The 22,285-nt window shown below is 51.2% G+C and carries 18 protein-coding genes and 1 tRNA gene; 6 read left to right on the forward strand and 13 right to left on the reverse strand.

Annotated elements, in window-relative coordinates; all coding sequences use genetic code 11:
* Positions 1 to 102 precede the first annotated feature (102 nt).
* From J0A68_RS00325 to rpsU, 9 genes are all read right to left on the reverse strand, one after another.
* Positions 103 to 1,686, reverse strand: coding sequence for a SusD/RagB family nutrient-binding outer membrane lipoprotein (locus tag J0A68_RS00325; RefSeq protein ID WP_206576187.1), 1,584 nt, complete (start codon positions 1,684 to 1,686; stop codon positions 103 to 105).
* Between the two features lie 31 nt (positions 1,687 to 1,717).
* Complete coding sequence (locus J0A68_RS00330; RefSeq protein ID WP_236021311.1) at positions 1,718 to 5,131, reverse strand: SusC/RagA family TonB-linked outer membrane protein; 3,414 nt, start codon at positions 5,129 to 5,131, stop codon at positions 1,718 to 1,720.
* A 557-nt stretch (positions 5,132 to 5,688) separates the two neighbouring features.
* Positions 5,689 to 6,504, reverse strand: coding sequence for an orotidine-5'-phosphate decarboxylase (gene pyrF / locus J0A68_RS00335; RefSeq protein WP_206576188.1), 816 nt, complete (start codon positions 6,502 to 6,504; stop codon positions 5,689 to 5,691).
* A 136-nt stretch (positions 6,505 to 6,640) separates the two neighbouring features.
* The gene (locus J0A68_RS00340; protein ID WP_206576189.1) at positions 6,641 to 7,522 is read right to left on the reverse strand and encodes a lysylphosphatidylglycerol synthase transmembrane domain-containing protein; all 882 of its coding nucleotides are present in this window, start codon (positions 7,520 to 7,522) and stop codon (positions 6,641 to 6,643) included.
* Positions 7,523 to 7,557: 35 nt separating this feature from the next.
* A complete protein-coding gene (locus J0A68_RS00345; RefSeq protein ID WP_206576190.1) occupies positions 7,558 to 8,529 on the reverse strand; it encodes a glycosyltransferase family 2 protein in 972 nt (323 codons plus the stop codon).
* Between the two features lie 70 nt (positions 8,530 to 8,599).
* Complete coding sequence (locus J0A68_RS00350) at positions 8,600 to 10,108, reverse strand: ArnT family glycosyltransferase (protein WP_206576191.1); 1,509 nt, start codon at positions 10,106 to 10,108, stop codon at positions 8,600 to 8,602.
* A 65-nt stretch (positions 10,109 to 10,173) separates the two neighbouring features.
* A complete protein-coding gene (gene hpf / locus J0A68_RS00355) occupies positions 10,174 to 10,479 on the reverse strand; it encodes a ribosome hibernation-promoting factor, HPF/YfiA family (RefSeq protein WP_206576192.1) in 306 nt (101 codons plus the stop codon).
* A 37-nt stretch (positions 10,480 to 10,516) separates the two neighbouring features.
* The gene (locus J0A68_RS00360) at positions 10,517 to 11,401 is read right to left on the reverse strand and encodes a tyrosine-type recombinase/integrase (protein ID WP_206576193.1); all 885 of its coding nucleotides are present in this window, start codon (positions 11,399 to 11,401) and stop codon (positions 10,517 to 10,519) included.
* A gap of 116 nt (positions 11,402 to 11,517) precedes the next feature.
* A complete protein-coding gene (gene rpsU, locus J0A68_RS00365; RefSeq protein WP_206570000.1) occupies positions 11,518 to 11,712 on the reverse strand; it encodes a 30S ribosomal protein S21 in 195 nt (64 codons plus the stop codon).
* Positions 11,713 to 11,880: 168 nt separating this feature from the next.
* Here rpsU and J0A68_RS00370 point away from each other — a divergent pair, with 168 nt between their 5' ends.
* The gene (locus J0A68_RS00370) at positions 11,881 to 13,233 is read left to right on the forward strand and encodes an alpha-L-fucosidase (RefSeq protein ID WP_236021312.1); all 1,353 of its coding nucleotides are present in this window, start codon (positions 11,881 to 11,883) and stop codon (positions 13,231 to 13,233) included.
* An 88-nt stretch (positions 13,234 to 13,321) separates the two neighbouring features.
* Here J0A68_RS00370 and J0A68_RS00375 read toward each other — a convergent pair whose 3' ends face one another.
* The 3 genes from J0A68_RS00375 to J0A68_RS00385 form a co-directional block, all read right to left on the reverse strand.
* Positions 13,322 to 14,845, reverse strand: a complete 1,524-nt coding sequence (locus J0A68_RS00375; protein WP_206576194.1) for a SulP family inorganic anion transporter — start codon at positions 14,843 to 14,845, stop codon at positions 13,322 to 13,324.
* Positions 14,846 to 15,157: 312 nt separating this feature from the next.
* Positions 15,158 to 15,817, reverse strand: a complete 660-nt coding sequence (locus J0A68_RS00380) for a hypothetical protein (RefSeq protein WP_206576195.1) — start codon at positions 15,815 to 15,817, stop codon at positions 15,158 to 15,160.
* A 92-nt stretch (positions 15,818 to 15,909) separates the two neighbouring features.
* Complete coding sequence (locus J0A68_RS00385) at positions 15,910 to 17,823, reverse strand: glycoside hydrolase family 127 protein (protein ID WP_206576196.1); 1,914 nt, start codon at positions 17,821 to 17,823, stop codon at positions 15,910 to 15,912.
* A gap of 163 nt (positions 17,824 to 17,986) precedes the next feature.
* On the opposite strand from J0A68_RS00385, the gene J0A68_RS00390 reads away from it, so the two are divergent.
* The 5 genes from J0A68_RS00390 to J0A68_RS00410 all read left to right on the forward strand — a co-directional run bounded on the left by J0A68_RS00390 (position 17,987) and on the right by J0A68_RS00410 (position 21,959).
* Positions 17,987 to 18,817: an SGNH/GDSL hydrolase family protein gene (locus J0A68_RS00390; protein ID WP_206576197.1), complete on the forward strand. Its 831-nt coding sequence runs from the start codon at positions 17,987 to 17,989 to the stop codon at positions 18,815 to 18,817.
* 214 nt (positions 18,818 to 19,031) lie between these two features.
* The gene (locus J0A68_RS00395) at positions 19,032 to 20,072 is read left to right on the forward strand and encodes an HAD family hydrolase (RefSeq protein WP_206576198.1); all 1,041 of its coding nucleotides are present in this window, start codon (positions 19,032 to 19,034) and stop codon (positions 20,070 to 20,072) included.
* A 31-nt stretch (positions 20,073 to 20,103) separates the two neighbouring features.
* Entirely contained in the window at positions 20,104 to 20,646 is a 543-nt protein-coding gene (locus J0A68_RS00400) for a hypothetical protein (RefSeq protein WP_206576199.1), read from the forward strand.
* A 201-nt stretch (positions 20,647 to 20,847) separates the two neighbouring features.
* Positions 20,848 to 21,306 carry an SAP domain-containing protein gene (locus tag J0A68_RS00405; protein WP_206576200.1) on the forward strand — a complete coding sequence of 153 codons (459 nt, stop codon included), beginning with the start codon at positions 20,848 to 20,850 and terminating at the stop codon, positions 21,304 to 21,306.
* A gap of 104 nt (positions 21,307 to 21,410) precedes the next feature.
* Positions 21,411 to 21,959: a hypothetical protein gene (locus tag J0A68_RS00410; RefSeq protein ID WP_206576201.1), complete on the forward strand. Its 549-nt coding sequence runs from the start codon at positions 21,411 to 21,413 to the stop codon at positions 21,957 to 21,959.
* A 113-nt stretch (positions 21,960 to 22,072) separates the two neighbouring features.
* Here J0A68_RS00410 and J0A68_RS00415 read toward each other — a convergent pair.
* Positions 22,073 to 22,144, reverse strand: a tRNA-Arg gene (locus J0A68_RS00415).
* Between the last annotated feature and the right edge of the window lie 141 nt (positions 22,145 to 22,285).

A 22,285-nucleotide genomic window follows, 5' to 3' on the forward strand; every position in this document is an offset into this window, starting at 1 on the left:
TACCATCGCATCGTCGAGGACATCTACTCTGCTGCTCTGGCTGAAAAACAAAAAAGCCGTATCCAAAAAGGATACGGCTTGATGAATCAGCTGGTCTGCAAGTTAATTCGCGTCCCAGAAGATTTTGTTGGTCAGGTTGTCCTCACCCTGCACGGCAGAGTAGTTAGGCATGTTGTAGGTCGCTTCTGAACCTGGATATACCCAACGGTTTGGTGGCAAGCTCTGCTGGTTGGACTGGTCAGTCCAGAAATTCAGCTTCACCAGATCCAGTCTTCTGAGCTCCGCCCAGTTTTCGATAGGCTGAACGACGTTGAAGTGGATCCACTTCTGCTCGGCGATCAGGGTCATTTTAGCCTGGGTAGAAGCCGCGGCATCCCAAGAGACCGGAGTCTTTGCCAAGTAAGCCGCCACATCCGCCTCGGTCGGAGGAGTCGGTGCCGGTGTAATTCCGTTGTTGCTGAGGCTTCTCAGGTTTTGGTAGAAGGCCAAAGACTGCTTGATCGCTGACTCGTAGTGGGCCTTCGCAGTGGCAGCCTGTCCGTTTTTCAGGTAGTACTCCGCAGCCAAAAGGTGCACCTCGGAAGCGGTGATGATCACGCCCGGGAAGTACTGGTTTCTGCTGATAGTAGATCTGTTGTAGATAGACAGGGTGTTGGTAGCGATCAGCTCGGTCTGACTGGTACCATTCATCATTGGATCCAATCCCAAATACTGTCCATTGGCTGCTGTGCCTGGCTCAAATACATACTCCAATCTTGGATCGTCGTTGCCTACCATGTGGTCGATGAGCGCCTTGCTGGCGATGTTGCCATTCCAGTCTTCCAATCCTGACTGGAACGTATTGGCAGGCAGGATGGTACCCAGTGAATACACGTCCCATTGGATGTTGCCCGCGTTGGTCAACGCAACAGGGTAAGTCGCAGGGGCAGAGAGGATACTTCCGATCTCAGACTGCGCTCTTGCACTGAAAGCGCTGGATGCACTCACTCGGGTCAGCATTCTCAGACGAAGGGAGTTGACGTAAGTCTTCCACTTGGCGATGCTTCCCTTGTTGATCAAATCCTGGGTTTTGAACTCGGCAGCAACGGCATCCTTCACCGTGATGCTGTTCAGCTCGTCGGCGAAGGTCTTCAAATCGTCCAGCATCTTGGTGTAGATGCCTTCTGCGGTGTCATACGCCGGATAGGACTGGGTGTAGTCGCCACCGTTGGTGCTCAGCATGCCTGCAGCACTCCATGGAATATCCCCGTGCAAGTCGATCACCTGCTGGGTATAGTCATAGAAGAAGGTAGCCGCAGTGATCATGTAGATCCGCTGATCCGCCTTTTGGGCATCGGAAAGCGCATTGTACACTTTCTCGATCTCGCGGTACTGAGCCAGCACGTTGTAGTAGGCATTCCATCGGTCATTGATGGCCGCGGAGCCGGGTACGTACTGGTTTTCCTCGTTTACCCAACCGGTCGCTTGGTTGTAGCGGTTGTTGGTGATTCGGTGGATGACGAAGTAGTTCCAGTAGCTGGGAAGGACAAACTCCCTGTTGGAGTAGATCATACCGGAAAACTGCTTTCCTACCGTGGTCTCAGCCAATTTAGAGGGGTCGGTGTAAGCGTCCTCAAATTGTGACTCCGCACAGGAAGCCAAACCGGCAGCCAGCACGACATATAAATATAGACTCTTGATTTTCATGACTTTTCTTGGATAAAATTCATTCTGATGATTAGAATTTAGCTCTCAGCATAAATCCGAGGGTTCTAGTCGCCGGGTTGGTACCTGCGGACGTCAGCGTCTGAGTCCATCTGGATCCCCCAGTCAATACTTCCGGATCGAGGTCCTTGATATTTCTGTAGAGGAAGAAGAGATTTCTTCCGTACATGGAAATGTTCAGGTTTCTGGTTCCGATCTTGGAAGAGATGTGTGCTGGCACGGTATAGCCCAAAGAAAGCTCACGCATTTTCAGGTAGGTATTGTCCTCGATGTACAGCTCATATCTAGACTGGCTGTACTGTGGACCTCCCCAGTTGTAGGTATTCCAGTAGTAGTAGGCCTGGGAGATTACGTTGGTGTTTGCCTGTCCGTCTGCAGTCACGCCATCCATCAGCATACCATCGTGGAAGACGGTCTCGCCGTTTGGTCCAGCAGCAGTAGAGTGGGGCACTTGTACTCCCTTGCCGTCTACCAGGTAGTAGGCCAATCCTCCGGTCGCTTCGTTTCTGTTGTTCAAGCTTTGCTCGGTCAGACCTCTGGAGGTCATCCAGTTGATACCGGTAGGCATCACAGACCCACCGATCTGGAAGTCCATGGTGGCAGAAAAGGTGAAGTTTTTATATTCCAGATTGTTAATAAATCCGCCCACAGCATCCGGCATGGCATTGCCTACCTGGATCCAGTTGTTCGGGTCGATTTTATACAGTCCGTTTGGCTGCACGATTTTGTTGCCGTTGGCATCTGTCTCAATCGGACGTGCATAGAAGTCACCCATTGGTCGGCCTACCACAGAACGAAGCTGAGCGGCGTTGCCATCATAGTCAGCATGCAGGAGTTCGGTAGCATTGTTTGCCAATTGTTCAACTTTGTTGATGTTTCTGGCGACGTTCAGGGTCATATCCCATCTGAAATCGGCTGTGGAGAAAATGGCACCGTTCAAGGATAGTTCAATTCCTTGGTTTCTCAGCGTACCGATGTTGGTCAATACAGATCTCGCTCCGGAGCTGGCAGGCAGGGTCAAAGGAAGGATCTGGTCACGGATCTGGGCGTTGTAGTAAGAAAGGTCGACTCCCAGGCGGTTGTTGAACAGACGGGTATCCAATCCAAATTCAAACTCATGCTTTTGCTCCGGCTTGATTCCGTCGTTTCCGAAAGAGGTAGGGATTGTGGTGTACAGTACCGCAGATCCACCCGTTTGCTGCACACCCAGTGTATTTTGGGTATACGCGATATTGGCGCCGTAGATATCGGGGTAGTTACCCACAATACCCCAAGATCCTCTCAATTTAGAGAAGGTAATGAAGCTTGGCAGTTCAAATGCATCTGACAGCGTCAAAGCCGTGTTTACGGAAGGATAGACAAAGGCATTGTTGTCCGGATTCATGGTAGAAGTACGGTCTTTACGCACAGTACCTTCCACAAACCACATGTTTTTGTAGTCAAAGTTCACGGTACCGATCGCTGCGTCGATCACTTGGTATCTTCTCCAGGAGTTGTTGTTAGGCAGGTTAGTCGAAGCTACGATGTCGAAGAGGTTTTCACTGCTCAGACCACCATTGGTGCTTCTGCTGATCATGTTTGCTTCATCCTTTCTGGCGGTGTAGCCAGCCATTGCGCTCAGCGTGATCTCGTCTGTGAGCTTTTTGCTGTAGGTCAGCATCAAGTCTCCGTAAAGGATGCTGTAGTTTTCGTCCTGCATCCCAAAACCTCCTGAAGGTCCGAAAGCCAAAGGACGAGTGGTGTAGTCTTTGGTCTCAGAGTATCTGGAAGTAATATCGGTAGAGAGACGTGCACGGAAGTTCAACTCATCAGTGATCTGATAGTGGGTGGTCAAGCTACCAATCACACGGTTGCTGAGCTCGGAAGCGAGGTTTTTGTTTACTCTCCATACGTAGTCAGCGATATCTCCCCTGAAACCGTTGTAGACAATGTTTTCGTCAGGAGTAGAGCTCTGACCGTTTCCGGTGACAAATCTGTAGCCATCGCTGGTCTGGTACTTGTTCAGATACCAAGCCCCATTGTCAAATCGGGACATCATACCGGAGAAGTTGTTGATCATACGGTCTACCGATACGGGGCGGTTGGCTGTATTTTGATTGATATAGTTCACCATCAGGTCCACTTTCACCTTTTTGTTCAGGTTATAGGTGGAGTTCAGGTTCATGATGTTTTTGCTGTTTTTGGAGTTCAAGCTCAGCGCCTCGTTGTCCTGACGGGTCAGGGAGAGGCGTAAGCTTCCCTTGTCGGAGCTGTTGGATACCGCCACGTTGAACTGGGAGCTCACCGGGCTGTTAAACAATGCCGCATAGTTGTCTCCCTGATCTACGTAAGGGCGCTGTACCCCATCCCAAGCCATCATCGGCTGGCCGTCGAATTCTGGGCCAAAGTTGATGGAAGTGTTGGGCTGGATTCTGATACCGGTTCCGGCTTCGTAGTTGAAGCCATCTTCGCTCTGGCCTAAGTTTGCCACGTGCTTAGGGGCACCCAAACCTCTGACCGTCTGATATCTTGGCAGATAGGCAATCTTATCGAAAGACACGTTGGCATTGAAGTCAACCGAGAAGCCTTTGGCTCCGGCAGTACCTTTCTTGGTGGTGATCAATACGACACCGTTTACGGCCTCAGAACCATAAAGGGCGGCTGCTGATGCACCTTTCAGGATGGAGATGTTGTCAATATCCTCAGGGTTGATGTCCAAGAGGCCGTTACCTCTCAGTCTTTGGTCACCCCAGTAGTTGGTGTTCGTCACTTCTTCGTTTCGGATCGGAACCCCATCCAAGACGATCAGCGGCTGGTTTTTACCGGTGATGGAGTTGATACCGCGAATGGTGATGTTTACCGCTGAGGTAGCTCCACCGGCACCTGTCTGGATACGTACACCCGGAGCCTTACCGTAGAGAGCGGTCGCCACGTTTGGCGTACCCACTTTGATCAGCTCGTCGGCCTTGATGGTGGTAGTTGCGTAGCCGAGGGACTTTTGCTCTTTGGCCATACCAAAGGAGGTCACCACAAACTCGTTCAGGTTGGACGTCTCCTCTTCGAGGGTCACGTCGATGACTGTTCTGCTTCCTACTTCGATGTTTTGGGAAGCATATCCCAAATAGGAAAACACCAAGGTGGAATTTTCCGGCACCACGATGGAGTACGCACCGTTTAGGTCGGTGACAGTACCTCTGGTGGTACCCAATACGGTAACCGTCGCTCCCGGAAGTGGGTTTCCGGTCGCGTCATTCACTGTCCCTTTGATCGTAACGTCCGCCTCTGCCTTCACCGAGTAAGTGACGGAGGGAAGCAGACTTGCAGCAGTCTTTGGCGCCGCCTGTGTGGAAAACACGGCTCCCAAAAACATGCCCTGAGCCAAAAGGATAGTCCCTGTTCTTCCGAAAAGGCCCTTTTGCTTCAATTGCTGGGGTACTTGTTTTTTCATTTGCTGTTGGGTTGAGTTACTTAAAATTCATTTGTTAAAAAGAACTGGAGTTTACTGAAGTTGACTTGGTATTCTTTGTTTTCATGCAATAAGTAGTTAGGGGTTATTCAATTTGTTTAAAAGAATGTTACTTCAAAATGAAATTTCTTTTAAAAGTACCCGAAAACAAATAATTTTTTTTGAATAATGGAAGTCACTTAGAAGAAAAAAACTATCGAACAAAGGCAGTTTGGTAAAAAAATATTTCACTGGCCTGCGAAAACACCGCCGAATACATCACTCCAAAATCCGTTTTGACAAATACTTATTTGGCCATCAGCCATTTCAGATGCAAAAAATTGTACAGAACCTAGATACCTGCACGCGATTCCAAATTTTTTGAAAGGGGATTTACTTCCTGTGATTCAAGGGGATAAAGAATTCGATTGGGGATAATTGCGAAAAAAAATTATCAAAGCCCCTATATAAAACCCAATACAACTAAAAATAAATCAATTGGATTCTTGCATTTAGTCCAATTGCCCTATTAATAAAACCTTCTTTGTATGGCTTGACAATCAAAGATACCGCGCCAGAAGCCCGGCCATTTCTGCCTGAAGCTTAGCCGCTTCAGACCTGGCAGCCACGGCAAAGTCCTTGCCCTGGGAAGCATATATGATCCCCCGGCTCGAATTGACCAATAGCCCGCAATGCGAGTTCATCCCATACTTGGCCACGTCCGCTAAGCTCCCGCCCTGAGCACCTACTCCGGGAACAAGGAAAAAATTATCCGGAACGACCTTCCGCACCTCTCCAATCAGCTCTCCCCGCGTCGCGCCGACCACATACATCAGGTTTTCAGGCGTACCCCATTCTTGGCTTTTCTCCAGCACCGATTGGTAGAGCGGCCTGCCGGTCTCGTCCTTGATCAGCTGAAAGTCCAGCGAACCCGCATTGGAGGTCAGCGCCAACAGCACCACCCACTTGTCGGCAAACTCCAAGAAGGGACTCACCGAATCCTCGCCCATATAAGGGGCGACGGTCACGGAGTCGAAATCCATCTGCTCAAAAAAAGCTTTCGCATAAAGCTTCGAGGTATTGCCTATATCGCCCCGCTTGGCATCGGCAATGGTAAAAATATCCCGGGGGATGAGCTCCTGTACTTTTTGCAGCGTCTCCCATCCCTTTGATCCTAGGGCTTCGAAAAAAGCAATGTTCGGCTTGTAGGCGACAGCATAGTCAGCCGTCTCCTCGATGATTGCCTTGCAAAAGCTAAAAATCGGATCAGGCTCGGAGCGAAGGCGAGCGGGGATTTTCGCCAGATCCGGATCAAGTCCTACACATAGAAAGGAAGATTTTTTCTGGATTTGGGCAAAAAGCTCGGCTCTGGTCATGGATTTCGGAATTTGGGCAAAGGTAGGAAAAAGGAGCTTTTATCCACTTTTGAACCAAGATCCATCCTTGCATATTTAAAGTGGCATTTTAAATATGCAAGGATGACAAAAACCTATTTTACTGATTTATTGACGATTACGATTTTTCTGAAAAATCAACACGAATCCCAGCCCCGACCAGCGAAACCAGCGCGGAGATCAGGAAAAAGATCATGCTGAAAGCCACCGCGGCCGTCTCTTCGATGCCTGCGTAGGTATGGGCATAGACAAAGACCAGCTCTCGGGCACCCACTCCTCCTATCGTCAGCGGCAACACCGCCACGATGGACGAAAGCAAAAAGACCAACTGGTAGGCCAGCTGCTTTTCATGGATACCGAGCGACAAAAGGATAAACCATGCGCACACCAACTGCGCCACTTGCCCGGCGAAAGACCAGGCATTGCCCAACCAAAAAGAAGGCAGAAAATCCTTGAAAAACAGCTTTTGCGCCAGCCAGAATGCGGGGATAGTCAGCACCAGCCCAGCAACCATCAGGCCGTTCCAGAGACCAGACTCCAGCCAGCCGATCTGGACCTCCACCAGCAAAAAGAACCCAAAGAGCAGGAACACAATCGCCACCAAGCCTCCCAGCCTGTCCAAAAGGGCCGCTTGGATCAGCTTTTTGACGGGAGTTTTGAAATGCTTATTCAGCAGATAGACCTTGTAGCCGTCGCCGCCGATGCCGCCAGGAAGGAAGAGATTGTAAAACATCCCCACGAGGTAAAGCCGCCAGTTTTGGCCTTCAGAAATGTGAAGTCCGATGTTTTTGAAATAGCCATTGAGGCGAAAAGCGGTGGCCACCTTGCTCAGCACAAAAAGCAGCACCGCCGGAAGCAGCCAAAGCCAATGGATGGTCTTCACCAATCCCAACAGCTGCTCCGTATCGATCTTGCGAAACACCAGATACAGCGCCAGGCCAGTCAATGACAGCTTCAGCGCGGTTTTCAGCTGGTTTCCGATACGGCTCTTTTGGCTCAAGCGTGGCAAAAATTAGATTTTACAAAAAATATTGCCTACTGCCCGCTGAGACTGCCCACTGCAGCTCCAACTCCCTGATACACCGACTTGATCTTGTAGGTCTTTTTATCCTGTGACTCGAAATAAGTCCGGACGATGATCTCGGCGATGATGCCCGTGGTGATCAGCTGTATCCCGCCGAGAATGAGGATAAAACCCAAAATCATGATCGGCCTTCCCCAGATGTCTTCGCCAAGGAGCTTCAACACCAATAGGTAAAAGCTGATCAGCGAGCCCAGCAAAAAAGAAATCAAGCCTATCCCCCCAAACAAATGGATCGGCCGCTGGAAATACTTTTGAAAGAAAAGCATCAGAATGAGATCCGACATTACCTTAAATGTGCGGCTCAACCCATACTTCGATTCGCCATGGATGCGTGGGTGGTGCTTCACATCCATTTCGGTCATCTTCGCGCCCTGCTGCTTGGCAAGAACGGGAATGAAGCGGTGCAATTCCCCGTACAGCCCCATGTTTTGGGCGATGTCGGCCTTGTAGACGCGCAGCGTGCAGCCGTAGTCCTTCAGGTAAACTTTGGTGGTATTTCGGATGACCCAGTTGGCGATTTTGCTCGGGATTTTTCGCAGGACAAAACCATCTTTTCGGTTGGCGCGACGGCCGGCCACTACGTCCCAGTCTTCATCTATCGCCTTTTGCAGCATCACCGGAATGTCTGTTGGGTCGTTTTGGAGATCCCCGTCCATCGTGGCAATATACTCGCCGGTGGCCATATCGATTCCCGCAGCCAGAGCCGTGGTCTGACCATAGTTTCGGTTGAAGATGATCAGCTTGGTGCGCTCGTTGGCGTATTTTTTCACCTCCGACACGGTACGGTCAGTGGAGCCGTCCTCGACGAGAATCACCTCGTAGTCGATCTCGGACAGAGCCGCATAGGTGGCTTCCAGGAGCGGTTGGATGTTATCCTCCTCGTTGTACACGGTGATGACAACGGAAATCAGCGGCTTGGTCATGTGCGAAAATTTCCCCAAAAGTAGCCCATTTTCGCTTGGGGGACAAAAATTAAGCTGGGAGAGGCCTGCGCTAGTACGAATCCGGGATGAAAGGCTGATAGGACCGGAGATTCCTCCAAATCTGGATTTTGACTTTTCGGATTGGATATTCCCCAAAATAAGGCACGAAAGTCTCCTCGTGGATCAGCTCGTCAAAAGCGGCTCGCCCGTCCATGGTCTCGTGGTTCATGCTCACAAACACGCCCACATTTCCTTTGTCCAAAAACTGGCTCATATCCTCCCAGAGATCCCATTGGTTTTTGCGCGAGCCCATGTTCATCACGTAGCTCTGCGGATGGCCATCGAGATAAAAGGACAACTCGGAGGCGGTGTGATAGGAGTCCGAAAAGTAAAATTCCCCATTCAGCTCAAGACTGTCTTGGAGAAAATCGAGTCGCTCAGCCAGTGCTTCATGTCCACTGAGGCGATTGAAAGCCTTTTGCTCGCCCTTTTCCAAAGCGGGAATGGACTTCAAACCAGTGACATCCGGCAGGATAAAAATTGCCGGAATCACGATACTCAGCACGATCGCCACCGATGCGTACTTTCTCCATGCTGCGCTTTGTCGCACGATCCAGGCTCCCAGCACCACGGCAAAGCCGGTGTAGGCAAAAACCGGCCAATTGACCTCGACTCTTTTCATAAAGCTCAATGCCGCAAAAGCCAAAAAGGTCAGCAGGCCGGGCAAAACGAGGTAGATGGAAGGCTTGTCTTTGGTCTTGATAAGCTCCCGAAAGCAAGCCACCCAGGCAGGAAGCAAAAACGCGGAAATGATCGCCAGCTGCCCGGAGAAATATTCCAAAAACCACTTCAACGAGCTGCCCAAATCCAGCGACTTCGACTCTCCTCCTCCTGCTCCACCCAGCGTGGCGAGATGCTTGAAGGTGTCGAAGTTGTTTTGAAAGTTCCAGATCAGCGCCGGCACAAAACCCAGCAAACTCACCCCGACGAAAAGCGCGAAATTGCCCAGATTTGCTTTCAGGCTTCGGGTAAAAAGCAAGTACAGAAAGACCACGGGCAGCAGCAAGCCCATCACGACTTTGGCCATCAAGCCAAAGGCCGTGGCGATCCCCGCCCAGATCCACCAGGACTTTTTTCCCTCCCGGATCGCCCGAAAGGCCAAATAAGTCCCCAGCGCCCAAAAGAAAGTCAGCGAAGAATCCGTCATGTGGAAGGTAGAAGCCAGCCACCAGACGGGCATCGCGTTCATGACCATCGCCGCCCAGAAGCCGGCCCGTTTGTCATACAAATACGAGCCGAAAAGGAAGGTCACCCAAGAGATCCCGACCCCCGAAAGGATCGCGTTGATCCGCACGCCCAGCTCGGTATTGCCCAGGATGGCGGTGCTCAGGTAGTTGAGGACGGCGACGAGCGGAGGCTTGGAGTAGTAGTGCCAGGCCATGTTTTGCGACCAAAGCCAATACTGGGCCTCTTCGGTAAACAGGTTGACTTCCGGACGGAGGGTGAAGAGTACCTTCACGACCACCAGCAAAAGCGTGATGGTCCAAAAGCCTAGGGTGTAGCGGGATTCTGATTTCATGCGGGAAGGCAAAAATAAAAAAGCCCCCAGTTTCCCGGGGGCTTTCATCTATTTATTTGTCCGTCTTACTGTTTGACCAGCACGACTTTTTCTTTGTGTTTCTTGATTTGGCGTCTCAAGCCCTCGATTGCCTCGTCTGCCGCCGCCTCGAAGGAGTCGGACTGGTTTTTGGCAAAAAACTGCTTTCCGGGAACGTTGAGTTTGATTTCGACTATCTTATTTTCGTTTTTCTCGTTTTTATCGAGCCTCATAAAAACCTCTCCATCGATAATCCTGTCGTAAAAGGTGTCCAGTTTGTCAGCCTTTTTCTGAATAAAGTCGATCAGTTTGATATCCGCGTCAAAGTGGATGGAGTGCATCTGCAGTTTCATAGCGATTTGCATTTAAGTGGTTGAACAATTGATTTATTTACGCTTTAGGGTGTGCCTGTTCAAACACAGCCTTCAGTTTTTCCATTGAATTGTGTGTGTAGACCTGCGTGGCGGCCAAGCTGGCGTGGCCGAGCAGATCCTTGACAGCGTTGAGATCGGCTCCTTTGTTGAGAAGGTGTGTGGCAAAGGTGTGCCTGAGCAAGTGGGGGCTACGCCGGGTGTTTTGCGCGAAAAGATCCAGATAATGTCTAACAATCCGATATATCATCATTGAGTAGGCTTGTTCTCCCCGATTGCTCGTAATAAAGTACTCATTCCCCCCAATTTTTGAAAATCTTTCTTCAAATACTTTGCGATACAAAATGATATTCTGCCGAAGCATTTTCGTCAGGGGGATTATTCTTTCTTTGTTGCGCTTGCCCAATACCTTTACCTGATCTTCTATCAGATTTAGGTCTTTCCACCGGAGCGAAATCAGCTCCGACAGACGGACGCCTGTGAGGTACAAAAACTCCATCACCATCCTGTCCCGCTGCCCCTCAAAATCCGGCTGGTACACGCTTTCTTCTAATACGGCCTCGATGGCCTTTTCTTGTACAAACTCGGGGAGTTTTTTCGGGTTTTTAAGGGACTTTAACTTGTAGGTGGGGTCTTGGGAAACCATCCCTGACCGGAGCAAAAACTTGAAAAAAGACCTCAGGGTAGCGATTTTGCGGTTGACGGTCGTCGTGCTCAGTCCCTGCTCCACCAGATCGATCACCCAGGCCCTCAGCTCCGAGTGGGTACTGGTGTCCAAGGACATCCCGTCAAAAGAAAGGCCTACGAAATCCTGGGCCTGCTCCAGGTCCTTGCGGTAGGCGATGACGGTGTGCGGACTGCTCCGCTTTTCGTACTCGAGGTAGTTGATGAAAGAGTCGATCATTACTGAAAAGATAACGGAAAAACGGGAAGCCTTGGCTGACAAAAATCAGAGGCATATAAAAACAAAAACGCACTTGCCTGAGGGACAAGTGCGTCTGTATGGGGAATCAGTTCTGATTACTTCATCTCTTCGTTGCGAAGTTGTTGTTTGTAAGCAGCCTTGATGACCTGTGCTCTTCTTACGACAGAAGGTTTGGTGAACGCCTGACGGGCTCTGAGTTCGCGAACCGCACCGGTTTTGTCAAACTTCTTTTTGAAGCGCTTCAGCGCTTTTTCGATGGATTCGTTCTCTTTTACGTTTACAATGATCATAGTATACACCTCCTTTCGGGTGGCAAAGGTAAGGAACCCAATTGAAAAACAATAGGATTCGCGGAAATAATGGAAGGCTTTGCTTCCCTGAAACGCACTTTATCCGCTCATTAAAGTTGAAAAGTAGGGCATATCACCTAGTTTTGGGACAGCATCTATTTTATCCTAATGACACCCTACCCCAATTTACGACTCCGAAGCGTCATTCTCTTGGCCTTTCTTTTCACAGGCCTAGCCACGCTTCCCCTCCAAGCCCAAGACAATCCCGAAAAAGAAAAGATGGACTGGTTTCAAAAAGCGAAGCTGGGCATCTTTATCCACTGGGGCATCTACTCGGTCAACGGGATCGACGAGTCCTGGTCATTTTTCAACGACTACATCCAGTACGAGGACTACATGAAACAGGCGGCTGGCTTCACCGCCGCCAACTACGATCCAGAGAAGTGGGCGAGGCTGATCAAAGACAGCGGTGCCAAATACGCCGTCCTGACGGCCAAACACCACGATGGCGTGGCACTTTGGGATACCCAGGCCAGCGAGCTCTCGGTGGTGAAAAAGACTCCGGCTGGCAAGGATCTCGTAGGGCCTTTCATGCAGGCCCTGGAATCCCAAGGCCTGAAAAAAGGCATCTACTTCTCCGTGCTCGATTGGTCACACCCAGACTATGATCGGCAGACCCGCGAGACTTTCCGCTACAAAAACGACCCCGAGCGCTTCCGTAAGTTTACCGACTTTAACTTTGCGCAGCTGAGCGAGCTCTCCACCCAATACAAGCCCGATCTCTACTGGTTTGACGGGGACTGGGAGCACAAGCCCGAGGAGTGGAGAAGCGCCGAGCTGAAGAAAAAGCTGCTGGGCTACAACCCCAACTTGATTATCAACTCCCGACTCGGTCCGGGATTTGGCGACTACGCCACCCCCGAGCAGGGCGTCCCTGTCTCCCGTCCAAAGGAAGACTACTGGGAACTCTGCATGACCATGAACAACAGCTGGGGCTACCAGGGCAACGACCACCAATACAAAAGCCCGAGCGAACTGCTCCGCATCTTCGTAGACTGCCTCCATATGGGCGGCAATCTGCTGCTGGACTTCGGCCCAAAGCCTGACGGCTCCATCCCAACTGAGGCAGAAAACATCCTGAAGGAATTTGGCCGCTGGACTTCCAAACACGAATCGGCGATCTACGACACCCAAGCCGGTATCCCCGACGGGCACGTGTACGCTCCGACGACGCTCTCCGCGGACAAGACCATCCTCTACATCTACCTGGACTACAAAGTCAACGAGTCCCTGGCCATCAAAGGCTTGAAAAACAAAATCCAGCGCGTGTGGGTCGTGGGCAACGGCACCAAGCTCCAGTCCCGCGAGGTCGGAAAGATGTACTGGAGCGCCGTACCGGGCATGAAATACATCGACATCCCGGACAACGTGTACGACAAGGACATCACCGTTTTGGCCGTATTGCTGGACGGGCCGGTCGACCTCTATCGCGAGCGCGGCCAGGTGATCGAAAGCAACTAAGCCGCTTCATTGGTGCAGCATTTACACAAAAGCCCCAGGGTTCACTACCCTGGGGCTTTTGGTTTTTTTTTTAAAATCTTCAAAAAGATCAGTCGGAAATGACCTTGTAGGTCGGATCCTCGATCACGTTGACGTCGATGATTGCCTCGGCGTTTCGGATCAGCTGCCTGCAGTCGGGACTGAGGTGCTTGAGGTGTACTTTTTTGCCCACCTTGTGATAGCGCTCGGTGATCTTGTTAAGCGCCTCGATGGCGGACATGTCCACCACGCGGCTCTCGGCAAAATCAATGATCACCTCGACCGGATCGGTGAGTACTTCAAACTTTTCGTTGAAAGCCGCCACAGAGCCAAAAAACAGCGGGCCATAGATCTCGTAGTGCTTCACGCCCTGCTCGTCGACGTACTTCCTGGCACGGATGCGCTTGGCGTTGTCCCAGGCGAAAACCAGCGCGGCAATCACCACTCCGATCACCACAGCCAGGGCCAGGTTATGCAATACCGCGGTGACTAGTGTGACCAATACCATGACAAAAATATCCGACTTCGGAAACTTGGTGAACGTCTTCAAACTCGCCCACTCAAAGGTCCCGATGGACACCATGATCATCAGTCCGGTGAGCGCCGCCATGGGTACTTTCTCGATCAATCCCGACCCAAACATCACAAACACCAGCAGCATCACCGAGGCGACAATTCCCGAAAGCCTGGCCCTCGCGCCATTGGACACGTTGATCAAGCTCTGGCCGATCATCGCGCAGCCTCCCATGCCGGAGAAAAGCCCAGAAAGGATATTGGCCGTACCTTGGGCCACAGCCTCCTTGTTGCCCCGACCACGGGTTTCGGTGATCTCGTCCACGATATTCAGGGTGAGCAAGCTTTCGATCAGACCTACCCCCGCGACAATGGCAGAATAAGGCAAAATCGTCATCAAAGCCTCCCAGGTAAAGGGAATGCTGGGGATATGAAAGGGAGGAAAACCACCCTGGATGGAGGCGATGTCGCCGACGGTCCTCGTATCGATGCCCAGGAAAAATACCAGGCCAAAAACGACCAAAATGGCAGTAAGCGAAGCGGGAACGACCTTGGTCAGCTTGGGCAATCCCCAAATGATCAGCATGGTCAGCAGCACCAATCCCAACAGGATATAGAGCGTGCTTCCAGTGAGCCAGTTGCCGGAGGCGTCCTTGAACTGGTCCAGCTGTGACATGAAGATGATGATAGCCAGGCCATTGACAAAGCCAAAGATCACCGGATGGGGCACCAGGCGGATGAGCTTGCCCAGTCGCAGGAGACCCGCGGCAAGTTGCAAAATCCCAGCGAGGACGACCGTGGCAAAGACATACTCCACGCCGTGGCTTTTGACCAAGGTCACCAAAACTACGGCCACGGCTCCGGTCGCACCGCTGATCATGCCTGGACGGCCTCCGAAAACTGAGGTCACCAACCCCATCATAAATGCCGCATAGAGGCCAGTCAGCGGAGACAGCCCGGCGATGAGGGCAAAGGCCACGGCCTCTGGCACGAGTGCCAAAGCGACGGTCAGCCCGGACAAGACTTCGGTTTTGTAGTCTACCTTTTGCGAAAGGTCAAATAGATTCAAATACTGTTTCATCAGAAATGGGGTAAGGGAGGGCGGTCATGTCGGGCGGCGTTTTTCCGCAGGCAAGAACACAAAACAAGTCCTGCAATCCGGCCCAAAACCACCTGCGGGAAAGGACCTGGAAAAGGCGGAAAACGGCCCCAAAATTAGATTTTAAAAAACGAAACGCCAACCCTTGGCTTCACCGCGGGATTTTCCCGCTTCTGCGCTCCCCTTCCGCCCTCGTCAAAAAGCCGCCTTCAAGGTAAAATCCGCCGCCTTTCCGGAAGGCAAAAAAAAAGCTGCGCGATTGGCGCAGCCCTGAGATTTAATGTGTTGTCCAGACTACTTCACCAGCTCCCGTGTCTTGATCATATAGCCCACCGAGACATACATCATCGTACTTTGGGTCGGCACATAGCTCACTCCCGGTTCATTGACCGCCTGATTATTCTCTTTGAGGAAGTCGGTCAGATAATACTTGAAGCGGATGTAGTTTCCTTTTTTGGACTTCAGCTCCGCAAAGACCGAGGGAAGGTAAATGTTGGTTCGGTTGCTAAACCAGACGTTGGTCTTGGACTTCTCGTCGTTCACATATTTCTTCTGCTTGTAGTTCAGTGCAAACTCATTGTCGATGCCGGCAGCGAGCAGGTTGCCCTTCATGTCGCCAAACTTAAACGCCACGGGAATGCCCACGGTGTAGACCCGCTGCTTCATGCGGATGGAGTCGTTGAGGTCGGTGATGATACCGACGTTCCGCGAGGCGATCCCGGTGTAGAAGCCGGTCTTTTCATTGAAGTCGCGATGCAGGTGCAGGCCAATGTTGATAAAAGGCGTGAAGCGCGCGATGTTTTTTGTCTCCAGCCCCGTGGCCTCCACATTTCCCCAGGAAAGGATGGTTTCTGAAGCCGAGACCAGATACCAGGGATTTGCGCTCGGGGCGGTTTGGGCAAAAGCCAGATTTCCTGCCAAAAACAATAGGCACACTAAAGCTAATTTTTTCATGCTGTAAAGAATTTAGGATAAAAGTGATGGTTTAGAGACTAGAAAGATAAGTAATTTCCAACCTGTAACTCGCTTCAAAGATCGGCTCAGGCTCATTTTTCCTTGCGGAGCCAGACATACATGTCGTTTGCCCCCCTGTTTGCCCAGGTATAGTAGGGAATAGCCAGCGCCGACACCGGCCCAGAGTCCAACGAACCCGTGAGCCTCACCGCTCGGACGGCTTCGTCCAAGACCCGCGCATCTACCACTTCAAAGCTTACATTCTCCGGCACGATCAGCTCTGACAGCCCAGGCCCGTTGTCCGCGCCCTCCACACAATACACCAAGGGGCCCCGCTGTATGGCGACTCGGTCGGTATTGGCCAAGACCTCCGGACGCGATCGCAGCTCCCTCACCTCCATAGGCATGGCATAAGTGATGCGGTCGCCCTTTTTCCATTCCCTATCCAGCACCGCATAGCCGTTTTTGGTCTGAAAGTCCACCTTTTCACCGTTCACCAGAAGCGTCAGTCCATCCGTACCCTCATCCAAAAACCGATAAAGCTCGCCTGGTACAGGTTCACCACCCACCCATCCGGGAATCCGGAGATTGAGCGCAAAGCGGGCGGCCTTTTGAGGATCGAGGGAAAGGGACACCTTTCCGTCCCAGGGGAACTCCGTCTCCATCTCCACCGCCACTTTGGTCCCCGCGACGTCAAACTCAGTCCGATTCCCGATAAACAGGTTGACCCAGAGCGCCGACTCGTTTTTCACATAGATGTAGTCGCCCACCGAGGCGACCAGCCGGGAGATGTTGGAAGGACAGCAGGCCGTGCCAAACCACTCTTTGCGCGCATGCTGCCCGGAGGAGGCCAGAGGATTTCCGTAGAAAAAATGATCCCCCGTCAGGCTCAGCCCGTCCAAGGCGGCATTGTAGAGACTCCGCTCCAGCACATCGATGTACTGGGCCTGCCCTTCGAGCAGGTTCATACGCTGGTTCCAAAACACCATGCCGACCGACGCACAGGTCTCGGCGTAGGCATGCTCATTGGGTAGGTCGTAGTCTAGGGAAAAGCCCTCGTTGCTCCCCGAGGAACCGATCCCCCCGGTGACATACATATTGCGATAGACCACATCCTCCCACACCGTCTTCATCGCATTCATGTAGCCTGGGTCGTTTTTGCTCACGGCCACGTCCGCGGCACCAGTGTAGAGGTACATGGCACGCACGGCATGTCCGGTGATTTCTTTTTGCTGTTTGACTGGCACGCCATCCTGGGCATAGTCCGGCCCCCACTCTGCCTTGTCCCAAATGGCCCCCTTGCCGAATCCCCTGCCCCGCTGGTCAAGAAACCAATCCGCCAGATCCAGGTATCGCCTTTCTCCCGTGGTCTTGTACAGCTTCACCAGCGCCAGCTCGATCTCCTCATGCCCCGTCACCCAAGGCTGGTTTGCCTGGCGAAATTGCCCGTCGATGTGATCCGCCATCCGGGTCGCCACCTCCAGCAATTGCCGCTTGCCGGTAGCCTGGTAGTAGGCTACGCCCGCCTCCATCAGGTGCCCCGCGCAGTAGGCTTCGTGTTTTTCCATGTCCGTCCACCGATTTTGCAGGCCGGTCAGGGTATAGTACGTATTGAGGTAGCCGTCTGCCTCCTGGGCGGCGGCGATTTTGGCGATCCATTCGTCGGCTTTACGCTCCAGCTCGGCATCCGGAAAATTCTGCAGGGAATAGGCCATGGCCTCCAGCAGTTTGTACACGTCACTGTCGTCGTAGTAGATACCCTCGTGCGCCTCCCCTAGTTTTCGCGCGGCTTTTTCAAAATTGCGGATTCTCCCGGTTTTGACTTCCGTCTGGTAGATCGCGGCAGGCAGGGACTTTTGGGCCACTTTTTCGAGCTTGGGCTTCCAAAAAGAATCCGTGATCTGGATCTGCGAAAAGCTGTGGGACTGGAGCGGGGACTGCCCTTGCCGGGCGGACAGGGCTTGGCTGGACATCAGGCAAACCAACAGCAGCAAGCGTATTTTCATGAGGATGGATTTTTCTAAAAATAGGCAATCCCTTGCCCCAAGCCCGCTTTCGTTGCAAAAAATTGCGCGGAAGCACTTTTTCCCGGAAAGATCCGGACGGGCTATTTGGCGGGAAATCCTATTTTGGAAAGCCGAATCCGCGCCCCTGTTTTTAAAACCACCTATGAAAAAGCTTCTCTTCCTATCCCTCTGCCTGCTCTTTTTCGCAGCGAAAAACCCCGATCCCGTCACTTGGGTCGCCATCGGCGACTCCATCACCTACCTCAACGACCATCCCGACGAAACCGGCAACAGGATCAGCAAGGGCTATCTCACACTCATCAGGGAAAAATTTCCAGAGCTCCAGGTCGTCAACAAAGGCTACAACGGCTGGACTGCCGTGCGGATCGCGCAGGAGTTTGACAAGCTGGAGATCCCTAGGGCGGACATTTACAGCATCTTCCTCGGTACCAACGACTGGTGGGGAGGAAAGCCCCTAGGCAGCCTCTCGGACTTCCAAAACGGAACCGGGCATGAGACGGTCAACGGTGCCTTTCGGGTCATCCTCGACAAGATCTATCTGCTCAATCCCGAAGCGAAAATCATCCTGATCACGCCCATGAAGCGGGTGGATTTTGTGTACATCAACAACCCCAAAAACAACGCCTTTGGATCCTATCAGGAGAAAAACGGGCAGGACCTCGAGGATTTTGCGGACGCGATCAAAGGCATCGGCACTGCCAAAAACCTGCCGGTGGTGAACCTTTATCACCAGAGAAAAATGGACTTCCCCGACCTGGTAAACTACAAGTGGCTCAAAAACCCAGAGACCGGAAAATACCAAAAATACCGCTACCCCGACTTTGCCAATCTGCCCTTTGACCCCGAGCAGGACGAGTATCCCTATCCGGAAAAGACCATCGCAATCACCTACGACGGCCTGCACCCCTCGGACAAGGGCTACCGGATCATTGCGGATGAGCTGCAACCGATTTTCGAGAACTTGCTGAAATAGGGCAGTCACGGAGCTGGGCCGGCTTTAGTCCCTATTCCGGTTTTTCACCCAAACACGTTTATATTTCACCAGCGCAGGGGAGTATCGGATTTTCTTGTGGTTATTTTTCATTAATTTGGATTTTGTACAGACGGCTCCCTCTAAGACCAAGCCCCCTTGCTGGCGTCGCCCCTGTCTCGTTTTTTTGGAAGACCAGATTTTTAACCACCATACCATGAAATCCAACCCAAGCGTCCAGTTCTGTTTTGTCGTGCTTTTTGTCGTGGGACTACTTCAGGCATGTTCGCCGCCCGCGGAGCAAAGCACGGACACGCCCCTCCCCGCTGCCACCGATCCGCTTCCCTCCTGGGTCGATGGGCCGCGCAAGCAAGCCATCATCGCCTACGTCGAGGAGGTCACCGACAGCACTAGCTCCAGCTTCATTCCTGTGGCCGACCGCATCGCTACCTTTGACAACGACGGCACGCTCTGGTCCGAGCAGCCGATCTACTTCCAGTTTTACTTTGCCCTAGATCGCGTGCAGGCCTTGGCAGCCACGCACCCCGGCTGGAAAAACCAGCAGCCGTTTAAGGCCGTGCTCGAAAACGACATGGAAACGCTCATGCAGCAAGGGGAAAAAGGCCTTCTGGAAATCGTAATGGCTACCCATGCGGGGACGACGACCGATGAGTTTGACAGCCTGGTGACCAGCTGGGTCGCTACCGCCCAGCATCCGGTCAAAAAGAGGCGCTTCACCGAGCTGGTGTATCAGCCCATGCTGGAGCTGCTGGACTTCTTGCGGGCAAATGACTTCAAAGTCTTCATCGTCTCCGGCGGGGGGATAGAGTTTATGCGTCCTTGGGTGGAAAGCGTCTATGGAATCCCCAAAGACCAGGTGGTCGGCAGCAGCATCCAAACCGAATACGAGTACAACGACGGCAACCCGATAATCAAGCGCCTCGCAAAGATCGACCTCATAGACGACAAGGAGGGCAAGCCCGTGGGAATCAACCGATACATCGGCCGCAGGCCTGTTTTTGCCGCGGGCAATTCTGATGGAGACCTGCAAATGCTGCGCTGGACCGACTCCAACAAGCTCAAAACCCTCAAGCTCTACGTTCACCACACCGACTCCATCCGGGAGTGGGCCTACGATCGGGACTCGCCCATTGGCAGGTTTGACACCGGCCTGGATGAGGCTAAAGCAAAGGGCTGGACCCTGGTGGACATGAAGAGTGACTGGAAAACCATCTATCCTTTCGAAAAAAACCAATAGGTCTATGGACAACTCCAAAAAACACCCCCTTATGGCAATTGGCATTGCCATGCTGCTGGCCTTCCTCTTGGTTTACCATCCTTGCCGAGCACAGGAAGAACGGGCAGAAGAGACCGAACTGCCGAGAAAACATAGTGTATCGGTAGGCCTGGGCCACATCCAAGTAGCCAAAGGTTTTCAAGAAGGACAAAAAAAGTGGCTGGCTCTGCCAAGCTGGGCCCTAGACTACAACTACCGGATCAATCCCCGCTGGAACATCGGGATGCAAAACGAACTTATCCTGAGCGATTTCGAAGTGGAATCCGAGGAAGGCAACGGACAGGTGATTACCCGATCCACTCCCTTGTCCAGCATTTTCGTCGCTGGGTACCGGCCTTGGGAATACCTCACCCTGTTTGCTGGGGCCGGAGGGGAATTTGCCAAAGAAGAGAATTTCGCAATGGTGAGGCTGGGGATAGAGCCTTCGATGGAGATCCGGGAGCGGCTCGAGCTCCTGGCCAGTCTGGTGTACGATTTCAAGATCAATGGATACAACAGCTTTGGACTCAGCCTGGGAGTGGCCTATACGTTTTAGCAGCCCACGCCGGCTAGTGCAAGGGATTCTTTCTTCCCAAAACAAAAACCGCCTCCAACTTAATGAAAGCGGTTTTTTGTAGCCTAGCTAAATTTATATTCGAAGGAGGTTTTACTCCGAAAAGCCGACTAAGAAATACCTGAAACTATTGGAGAAAATCGGCAAAGCTGGAAAACACCCGCCCCACCTAAAAATTTTAAAATGCTGTTTCTAAAAAAACTTTTCAACATTTCGAATTCAGAAGACCTCTCCAATTCGCAACCTGATGACCTCCCCAAAGAAAGTCTAGATGCGGTACTACTACAAATGGCGAATAAGGTCTTAAGGGAGGAAATGGCGAATTACCCCATTTTAAAAGAAAATGGTAAGAAAGTGAGCCAACTTTTCGAGAAAGGCTATCTAAGAATCTCAACAGTAGAAGAAAATCTGAAGAGAGAGTTTTTGCTTCCAGAATTAAAAGAAATCTTAAGGGATAATGATTTAAAGGTTTCAGGAAAAAAAGACGATTTGATAGATCGGATTGTATCAAATATCAACCCAAACAACCTTAAAAGTCCAAAATCGAAACTAGAGAGAATCCTTTTAACCGCCAACGGAAAGGAATTTGTCTTTCTTGAAAATGAAAGATTCAACAAAGAAAAAGATTCAACAAAGAATTAGACGGATTTTATGACAAGATCTACGAACTAATTTTCTTAAAAAAATTTGAAGATGCCTTTAAGCTCGTAGCGACATTTTTTAGCAACTCAGCCCGACCCATTGGAATGGGAAAAGATTGGAATCTTGGATTTTCCGAAAAGGAAAAGCTCTCAACCAAGCTAATGAGGGAGTTTGAATTTGATGAAAATTTACTGAAAAATCATGTCGAGGAAATTAGATCCGAACTGGCTACTTCTAATCTATTTCGATACGGTTATTCACAGTCTCATAAGCTTGAAGACAGGATTCTTCTGAAACTACCTGACTTTGAAAGCAAATTCATTGAGCGTTATCTAAGAGATCAGCCGGATGGATTTGCAGGAAATCTAGACCCAACAAGTCAACGAGATATAGTTAGTCTGTTTGTTCACTACGTCCAATTTACTTGCTACAACAAGGCAGAACTTCAAGAAATCCTTACCTACCGTGACAAAACGAAATACGGATATAAAGGAGTGGAAGTAATGACCGGTAACGACTCAAGATGTCAAAAGTGCAGTAAAATAAGGTCAACGAAATACTCATGGAAAGAATTGGACAAAGTCCCTAAAATCCCCTTTTTCCCAAGTTGCATTTGTTGGTACTCACCAATTATTGAGCAAAGGGATTTTTAAACTAAATAAAATTACATACTATTTTTTAATCAGTTCCTCCCAATTCGATCCCCAGACCGACCCCCCATTTTAAAAAACCCGCCTCCACATGGCGTAGAGACGGTTTTTTTTTGTAGCCTAGCTAGGAATCGAACCTAGATCTAGCGTTTAGGAAACGCTTGTTCTATCCGTTGAACTACAAGGCCAAATAGCGCTTAGGAAACGCTTGCTCTATCCGTTGGACCCTGCTTGCCGGCAGGCAGGTACAAGCCCGTACGGGATCGAATCTCCGGAAAACGACCCAGGCTTTTGCCGGAGCGTCGGTTTTCGAGCCGCAAGATAAACGA

Source organism: Algoriphagus oliviformis (assembly GCF_017254915.1).
GTDB lineage: Bacteria > Bacteroidota > Bacteroidia > Cytophagales > Cyclobacteriaceae > Algoriphagus > Algoriphagus oliviformis.